The following is an 8,859-nucleotide window of genomic DNA, read 5'->3' on the forward strand; positions in this document are numbered from 1 at the left end:
CTTCAGGAAGCCGATGATCTGCTCTTCGGTGTATCGCTTCTTCATGTCCGTCCTCTTGTGAGACGGACTCTACTAAGATCAGGTTGGCCCGGAAAACGGGGGGCAGGTCACCCACATCAGCACACTCGTAATCAGTAACCGTAGAATTAATTTTTGAAACCTCAAAAGAAACTACGCACACCCCATTTACAAGAATGGTAAAAATATCCTCGTACTGCTCAGGCGTCCAAGTCAAAACAAACGCGCTGTGAACCTTCGGAATCCTTTCCATAAGAATACGCATTATTCCCGCATCCCCTTTCTTAATGCCATCCCATGACATAAGTAGCTGCTCGCGGCACAGCTTTTCGGTCAAACTTCCTCTTAATTTCATTTTGTACAAATAAGGTATAAGACTACGTTTTCACACAGCCTTCTTCAGGCCAAAAACGTAGTCTGACACCTTATTTTCCTGCATTGAACCCACGGTGTTGCGCACGTTCTGAGCGTCGACGATCAACGCATTGCGTGCGCCGAGGGTACCGCTGTTGGCGACGTCACCGGTGGTGCTGATCTGCGTGTCACGGCCGGCGATCAACGTCCCGTCGCCACGCAGGTCGCCTGGCTTGAGACCTCAGCTTCCGTCTACGTTCAAGCAACGCAAGTGCAATATCTACAACGGCACCTGCTCCATTCGGGACGGCGAACCGTGGCTACTATGTGCATTGCCGTTGCTGGCCGATGGGAAGATCCGTTGGAGCTCGGCTTCGAAAACAGTCAAAGAAATAAGGTGTCAGACTACGTTTCCACACAGCGATCTTCAGGCCAAAACGTAGTCTGACACCATATTTTCATGAGGAATGATTATCTGGATTTATATAAATATACCTATTTGTCATGTCGATATTCATGTCTCTAACTAAATCAATAATATGACGATATTCAAGTTTTGTTATCAGAATATCACCATCAGCAATGAAATCACATAAAGTTTCAAGAGCCAGCACACTCTCAGAATGATCGACGTATTCAAGCGCATAACTAACCAACGCAGGATCCAACCTATCGGTCAGTTGTTCACCTAGCTGTTTAATTCGGTTATTTATTTTGGCCAAAAACGTAGTCTGACACCTTATTTTGTCCCTGGAAATTCGTGCGGAAACCTCAGAGTCTGACACCTTATTTCTTGGCTCTAATCACCCAACTCGCAGATGGCACCCAACTGCGAGGCTTGCTCCAAAAATCTTACTGATTTCTGCTCATCGACAACCAACTCAATAACCTTGCCTTTGAGTATTGAATCCACACATTTTTTTCCTTCCGATAAGGAAAAACCACAATACTCACGAAGCAGAGAACCGAATTGAACCTTATTGAAACCAACATTCCAGCCGGTCACTCGAATTATTATCATTTACTCACCTTTATCGTTATGCTACGGGGTATTTTCCCAGGATTTGCACAGACGTTCTCTCTCCACCATTGATCACAACTTCATCAACCCCGTACTTTTGTCCCAGCGCACGTGCAATGCTACGCAATTGAAAATAAGGTGTCAGACTACGTTTTTACACAGCCATCTTCAGGCCAAAAACGTAGTCTGACACCTTATTTTGCTACACCTGATTTTGCTGCAAGTCTGCAAAGAGCCCTTTCAAGGCCGAAAGCGTAGTCTGACACCTTATATTCCACCTTATATTCGTTTTAGCTGCCTGACCGGATCCCAATCATTAGGTTTGATTTGATGCTGGCTCCACCACCGCATTCCGCCAGAAACCCACTTTTTACGCAAATCTGAATGAGTCGCTGTCGAGTCGTCATACCCAAACTCCGTCCCGCAGCATGGGCAAATATTGTACGAGGCGCAGCCAAAACTGTCATACGCTGGTTCATTCAGATCCGGATATTTGCATACCGGACATACATGTTTTTGATTACTATTGGGCATTAAAATAGTCCAAATTTGAACCTTTACCATGCACAGCTGGATCAGGCTTGTAGTACGTGCGAATACTTCCCCCACTTGATACGACACCAAATTCATCGGTCCCTGGGTTGTAGCGCACAACATCTCCATTAGGTCTTGCTTTTTCAAGCACGCCCGCAGGTTTCGAGGAGGTTAAGAACTTATCAGCTTGTGCTTGGTACTCAAGCGCATTTTTTGCCCCAAAGTCACTGCCATGACGCGCAAAGTGGTCATCAAGCTTGGCTTGGTCGGCAAACCTCGCGCCGCTGCCTGACAACTTTGCTCCGCTCAAAGCCGAAGCTTTCGCCTCGTCATTCTCCGATTGTATTGGCCGTCCTGTGGCTGATCCACTGCCTTTCACTCCAGCAACCGACGTCTTATTAGAGCCGACAGCGCCCACTGCCGCTGCCGCCCCTGCCACACCCGCCTTCCCTATTTCATCCCACGCAAGCTGCTTGGCCTGATCGCCGCCCAGCAAAAGGTAATTCTTGATCGCAGCATTGCGATCAACATCCAGCAGCAACGACGCGGACATCTTTAGAAGTGACCACTCCTCCAGTTCGGAAGCGCTCAGCCCGCCCTCCATGCGCAGCTTTTCTTCCAAATTCGCAATTCGGCTGCCGTACTCCCCAAGCCGCGCTGCTGCTGCTTCTATTTCTGCCTTACAAACGTCCACGCTCGCGCACTGGGCCAACGCCTTTCGATTCTCAGCGTCGATCTCCTGGTACTTTTTCGCGACGCGCCGCTCGCATACTGTTTCGGATTTGCATGCCGCCTTTTCTTCAATTCGCGCTTGATGTTCCTGCACGCTCAAGGCGTTGTTTTCCGTCTCATTGATCGCCGCAAAAACTGCCTCGGCGCCAGACACCTCAGACGCTTGCGCGATTCCCGCTACCAGCGAGCCGATCAAGTTGCGACGCACCTCCCTCTCTTCCGGGGTCATCTTTGATGCGTCGCCACCCAGCAGCGCATTGAGCACAGCCCCAGAACCCGCACCCAGTGCTCCCGCACCGCAATCGCTGCCTTTTCCTGCTGCTCCCACGCACCCTACGATCGCGTGCATTGCGGCGCGAGCAGCTTCCGCCTGCGGCCCGTCTCCTAGTGCAGAGACGATCTCCTTTACCTGGGACGCCGCCAGCCCTTGCAAATAGTTGACCGCGACAGCCTGTAGCGCGTCACTGGCCGCACCGGTCACATTGCCGCTCACAGCCCCGATGATCGCGGTCAGCCAACGACGGCTTTCTCCGCCCGGCGCCCACGTCTTCGCATCCTCAAAGGCCCGTTGCAATTGATCTCGACGCGGTCCTTCGGGCTCATTCTTCAGCGCGTCTTCCAGCGCCTTGGCTTCCTTCGCCCGAGTCGTCAGAAACTGCCCCACCTGCCGTTGAGACTCCAATACAATCTCGAACCCCGCCTCGATCTTCTCCTTGTCAAAGATCGGCTTGAGCGCGTTCAACGTATCGGACGACGTGTCTCGGTTGAGCGAGGCGATCGTCTCGGCTGCCGTCATTCCCGACAGATTCTGCTGGGCGACCTCATCGCGGATCACGACAGTGCCGCCGCTGATCGCGCTATACGTGGTCGAGCTGTCTCGGCCGCTGGCGGCGGCCACCCCCGGGGTTCCCATTCCCAGCCCGCCCGATGTCTGCGACACGTGCGTGCCCGGCTGCGCCTTCGAGCCACTGGCCACGTTGCCTTTGGCATCCGTGCCAAGGCCGCCCTCTTTACCGCCCGAGCCGCTCCAGCCGTATCCCCCACTGATCCCGACCTGGCTCGCCTTGTAGCTGGCGCTGTTCTTCAGGTTCTCGGTCACCAGCGTGCCCGTCGCCAGCACGTTCAGCCCATCGGCCACGGCCTTGTCGCTGCTGGCGATGAGTCCCCCGATCAGCGTTGTGTTGTTCTTGACATCGATGATGAAGCCGCCATCTCCGGCCTTCAGGCCCGCCTGTTCCGAGGCCGACTTGAAGTTGCTCTTCATCTGGCCCTGAGACACGTTGGCCGATATGCTGCTGGTGCAATAGCCGTAGCAAAGACTGCCTGCGAAGCCCGCACTTTGCTGTTTGGACGCGTAGGTGCTTATGTCCTGCAAGGTCTCGATGCGCAGGTTGTTGCCGACCGACGCCACGATCTGATTAGCCTGACCGATGGCGCCTATCAGCGACGTGTCGCCACCCGACTGCAGGCCAAGCACGTTGCCCGCCGTCACGGTGCTGCTGGTCCAGCTGGTGTCCTTGCCATCGGCCTTGCCGCGCGCAGCGCTGGCCGCGATATTCAGCGTGAAACCCACCCCCTGCGAGCCCACCGTCACACCGACGCCGATGCTGGCGTTGGTGCTCTGGTTCGTGCTGTGCTGCTCGAAGGTGTTCTGAGCGGCGCGCAGAACAATGTCGCCGTCCGCCTTGATGGCCGCGTTGTTGCCGGCCGACAGGCTCGATCCTGTCACCATCACGTTGGATGCCTGGCCGCCGCCTTGCGCGATAACCGTCAGATCCCGGCCAGCAGCCACGGTGGACCCACGAACCGACGCGGATTCACGCTTTGTGGTGCTTTGGCTCTTGCTCGACCCCAGGTCGATATTGATGTTCAGGCCGCCCGCCGTGCTGGGGTTGGCCTGGATCGCGTCATAGGCATTGACGCCAGCCAATCCGGTCGTGGCCAGTGCTAGCCCCTGCATGACCTTGTTGTCGGTCTTGCCCGCCGCGTCGCCCATCTTGCTGGCGGTCTGCATCGCACTCAAGAGTGGCGTACTCGCGTTGATGCTCAACCCGCTCTGCTTGACCTCGTGGAACTCCTTCTCGCGGGCGGTATCGATCGCGGCCGTGATATTCACGTCACGGCCCATCATCGTCACATCGCCCTCGCGTGCCAGCACATTGCTGCCGACGACATTGAGCGAGTTTCCGGCGTTGATGAGCGCATTGCCCTGGACGCTGCCCACCGTGCTCGCGGTATGCAGCACCTTGTCGCCTTCGAGAATGTCGGTCTGTTGGCGTGATCCATAGCTCAAGCCGCCCGTCGCCCCTAAGCCAGACTTCTTGATTTTCTCGTACTGGTACTCCTCGGATGTGTTCTGCGCCGCCACGATATTGACGTTGCGGTCGGCCGACATGACGAGGTCGTTCTGGGCCGCCACATTGGAGCCGACGACGTTCAGGTCGCGGCCGGCCATCATCACCGTGGTGTCACCCGTGAAGGTCGAGGAAGCCGACGTCGTCCAGTCCGTTTCTGTCTTGCGGTGTTCGCTCTTGCTCGAGAGGAACCCGCGCTTCTTGTAGTAGGTCTCGTTGTACGCGTAATTGCTGTTGGTGCCGGCGGCCACGGTGATATCGCGCCCGGCGCCGACAGCCAGTTGCTTGTCCGAGGTGACCTCGGCCGCGCGGGCGTTGACGTCCTGGCCCGCCATCAGCGTCAGGTTTCCGTCCGCGACGATGCGCGAGCCGACCTCGGTGGTTGAACGCATTGCCGACCGGTTCTTCGAGCCGTAGTTGTACGACTCCGCGTACTCCTCCTGGACGGCAGTCAGATTGATGTTGTTGCCTGCCTTGATGCGCGCGTCGCCACTTGCGAAAACGCCAGCGGCCTGGGCATTGATGTCGCGGCCAGCCTGCACGTTCAGATCACCGGCATCGATGCGGGCCACGCCATCGACACGCGTGCTGCTCACCCCGCCGCTGGCGTTCGATTGTGTGCTGGCTTGCAGATTGATATCGCGCCCCGCGCTCAGGGCGACCTTGTCGCCCTTGAGCAACCCGGCAATGTTGTCGATGTCGTTGCGGGCGTTCAGGTTGACGGTCTTGCCCTGCATCGAACCCACGGTGTTGCGCACGTTCTGAGCGTCAACGATCAACGCATTGCGTGCGCCGATGGTGCCGCTGTTGGCGACGTCACCGGTGGTGCTGATCTGCGTGTCACGGCCGGCGATCAACGTCCCGTCGCCACGCAAATCGCCTGGCTTGACGGCCAGGTAGACCTGCGGCGTCAGCACCTTTTGCTGGGTGCCATCGGGCAGCGTGACGGTCTGTTCCACCAGCCAGACGATGTCGTCCGTCAGTTGGCGCATCTGCTCTTGCGTCAACGCGGTGCCGACGGTCAGGCCGAACTTGGCGGCGAAGTCCGCGCCTGCGGTGAGCAGCGCCTTGTACTGGGTTTCGTTGTCGGTGTAGTCGCCCACGAAGCGCTGGCCGCTGGCCAGCATGACTTGCTCGGCAACGAGTTTCTGTTCGTAGAAGCCGTCGCCCAGACGCTTGAGGATCACGCCAAGATCTTGATTGAACTTCTGCAGCAGGAAGTCGCTGGAAAGCGGCTGGCGCTGCCCCAGGAACTTGCTGTCGGTAGCGATCAGGTACGGCGCGTTGGGCGCCTGCATGACCCGATACAACGCGCTGGTCGGGATGACCGGCGGCAGCGTCGGCACGCGGATCACAAACTTGCCGGGGGTGCCGATTTCAATCAACTGCGCAGGTTGAAGCGGGCCGGTCACATTGCTGCCCCCCGGCTTCTGGTTGCCGGTGGCAGGCAGCGCAGTATTGCCATCGGAACTCGCGATGGCCAGATCAATGCGCTCGGGCGCTACGACATCTTTGTAGTCAGACCAGCGTTCGTCACGGCCGCCGCCCTTGGCTACGGTCCGGACTTCGGAACCTGTCCGCTCGATTGAACGGAGACCTTCGGCGCCCAGGTTGTTGATCGCTGGCCCCACCGCCGACAAGGTGCCGCCCGCAACGATGCGGCTCTTGTCATTGGTCACCGTACCGGTGAACTTGGCCGCGCCGCCCACGATGATCCTGGCGGGATCCGTCGAAGTCGTACGGCTTTCCATGACGATTTCTTCCACCTTGTAGTAGAAGAAGTTCTTGACCAGCCGGCTATTGAAATCCGCGTTGAAGGCGTAGATCTTGCCTTCCAGTTCCTTATGGCGAGCTTCGTTGGTCGCCAAGGCCTGGTCGCGTTCCGGCGTCGAGACCTGGCAGGTTTGGTTGATGTTGCACTTGACCTCGACCATGGGCGGCACGGGGACGGGTTCAGCCACGCCGAACACGCGCCACACGCCGTCGCCCGCCTTGTAGCGGGGGCCGCCCTTCTCGTAGTTGCAAGCGTCCCCACCCGGGCCGCACACGTAGGGGTCCGGCAGATAGGCCGGCGGAATCGGCGCGTCTCGGCCCTCTTTGCCCCTTACGCCCTGAACGTAGTCGAACGGCGGACCGTAGCGAGACTCGGGATACTTGTCGGACGGCAGCAGCAGGCGGCGCTCGGAATCATCATCCAGGAATGTCACCGGGTCTTTGCCGCAGGCCGTGGTGACCGAATCGCACAGCCACAATTTGGAGCCGTCCAAGAACTCCGTGGCGTTCTCCAATCGGTAGTAGAGCTTGGGACCGCGGCTGGTTTCGACTGTTTCGCTGGCGAAGTGCAAGTTGCGATTCTGGATGCTGGCCGCCGCGATATCGGCGTTGCGTTCCGCTTCGATGGTGGCCGATTCATTGACCAGCGACTGCGCCTGCCCCGTCGCCTTGCCCGTTGCGTCCAGCGCCCCACCCACGCGCAGATCCCCCGCCGAGTAGATCAGCGCATGCTCGCGATTGGTCAGCGTGCCCACGCCCAGGTCCAGGTCGCCGCGCGACGCGATGACGGCATTGGGGTCGTTGATGAGCGTCGGCGTCTGAATACCGATGCGGTCGCCGTAGATGCGACCCGTGTTGAGCAAGGTGCCCGCCCCGATGCGGGTATAGCCGCCATCGATCAGCCCCGCGTTGGTCAGCATCGCACTGATGTTCAGTTCGGTGTTGCGCCCCGCGACCAGTTCGCCGGTGGCGCGGTTGGTCAGGGTGTTGGCGGTGATCTTCAGGTCTTGGCCGGCGTGGAGCTTGCCGTCGTTGTCCAGGTCGCCCGTGACGAGTTCCAGCGAATTGCCGGCGGTTACTGCGCCGCTGCGGTTGGCCAGGCTGCTGAATGCAAGTTTGGCGTTGGCGTCGGACGAGACGTTGCCCGACGTGTTGTCGAGCGTGCCGGTGGAAACGCCCAGGTCCTGGCCCGCGCCGATGCGGCCGGCCTGGTTGTTGACTGCGCCTGCGTTCAAGGTGACTTGCTGGCCCATGACGCCCAGGGCGCCTGGCGTAGCCGCGCCCGCACCGGCCAGACCATTGGCGAGGGTGTCGCGGTTGTTCAAGCTGCCGGCCGTCAAGGCCAGGAGGTTGTCGGCCTGGATCAGGCCAGCACTGTTGTTCAGCAGGCCTTGCGTCTTGAGCGTCAGGTTTCCCGCGGCGACGATGCCGCGAGTGTTGGACAAGGTCTGCGCGTTCAGCGTGGCTTGCCCTTGGGCGGCAACGGTGCCGCCAGTGTTGTCCAGGTTGCCGGTGGTGTTTACGTCCAGCGCCCCGCCGCTGACGACCTTGCCGTCGGTGTTGGACAGGCTCGCGGCTTTAACGTCGATTGAACCGCCGTACGAGCCGCCGCCCTGGTTCTGCAAGGCGCCGGTGTTGGCGACGGTGAGCTTGCCGTCCGCTTGCGCAACGCCGTTGCGGTTATCCAGACTGGCCGCCTGGATATCAGCCGTGCCGCCCAGAAGCTTGCCGCCCTGATTGTTCAAGGCGCCGGCCGTGTCCACGCGCAGCGCGCCGTTGGCTTGGACGGAACCGCCTTGGTTGTTGATGCCGGCCGTTCCCCGCAGCGCGACGCTGTCGCCCGAGACGACGCCGCTTGTCGCGTTGACGATGGATTGGCCGGTGATGGCCACCGCGCCTGCGCCGGCCAGGGTGCCGGCGGTGTTGTCGACCGCGCCTGCGACGTTGGCGGTCAGCCCTGCCCCGCTGGTGAGCTTGCCGCCGGTGTTGTCCAGGCTGGATGCGCGCAGCAACACCGAGCCGCCGTACACGGAACCGGCGCGATTGGTGATTGCGCCGTTGGCGTCCAACGTC

At 59.2% G+C, this 8,859-nt stretch carries 5 protein-coding genes; all 5 read right to left on the bottom strand.

What is annotated here, in order from left to right:
• On the bottom strand, window positions 1-355 hold a 355-nt coding region (locus HV798_RS31635; protein WP_217481204.1), incomplete at its 3' end, for a hypothetical protein.
• Window positions 356-403: 48 nt separating this feature from the next.
• Entirely contained in the window at window positions 404-595 is a 192-nt protein-coding gene (locus HV798_RS31385) for a hypothetical protein (RefSeq protein ID WP_343038599.1), read from the bottom strand.
• Window positions 596-830: 235 nt separating this feature from the next.
• Window positions 831-1,157 carry a MafI family immunity protein gene (locus HV798_RS31980; protein ID WP_217481205.1) on the bottom strand — a complete coding sequence of 109 codons (327 nt, stop codon included), beginning with the start codon at window positions 1,155-1,157 and terminating at the stop codon, window positions 831-833.
• Between the two features lie 14 nt (window positions 1,158-1,171).
• Window positions 1,172-1,378, bottom strand: a complete 207-nt coding sequence (locus tag HV798_RS31395) for a hypothetical protein (protein ID WP_175195138.1) — start codon at window positions 1,376-1,378, stop codon at window positions 1,172-1,174.
• A 538-nt stretch (window positions 1,379-1,916) separates the two neighbouring features.
• Complete coding sequence (locus tag HV798_RS31400) at window positions 1,917-8,816, bottom strand: hemagglutinin repeat-containing protein (protein WP_246289360.1); 6,900 nt, start codon at window positions 8,814-8,816, stop codon at window positions 1,917-1,919.
• Window positions 8,817-8,859 lie beyond the last annotated feature (43 nt).

Origin of the sequence: Achromobacter deleyi, assembly GCF_902859705.1 — a bacterium.
In the GTDB taxonomy this organism is placed as follows: domain Bacteria; phylum Pseudomonadota; class Gammaproteobacteria; order Burkholderiales; family Burkholderiaceae_B; genus Achromobacter; species Achromobacter deleyi.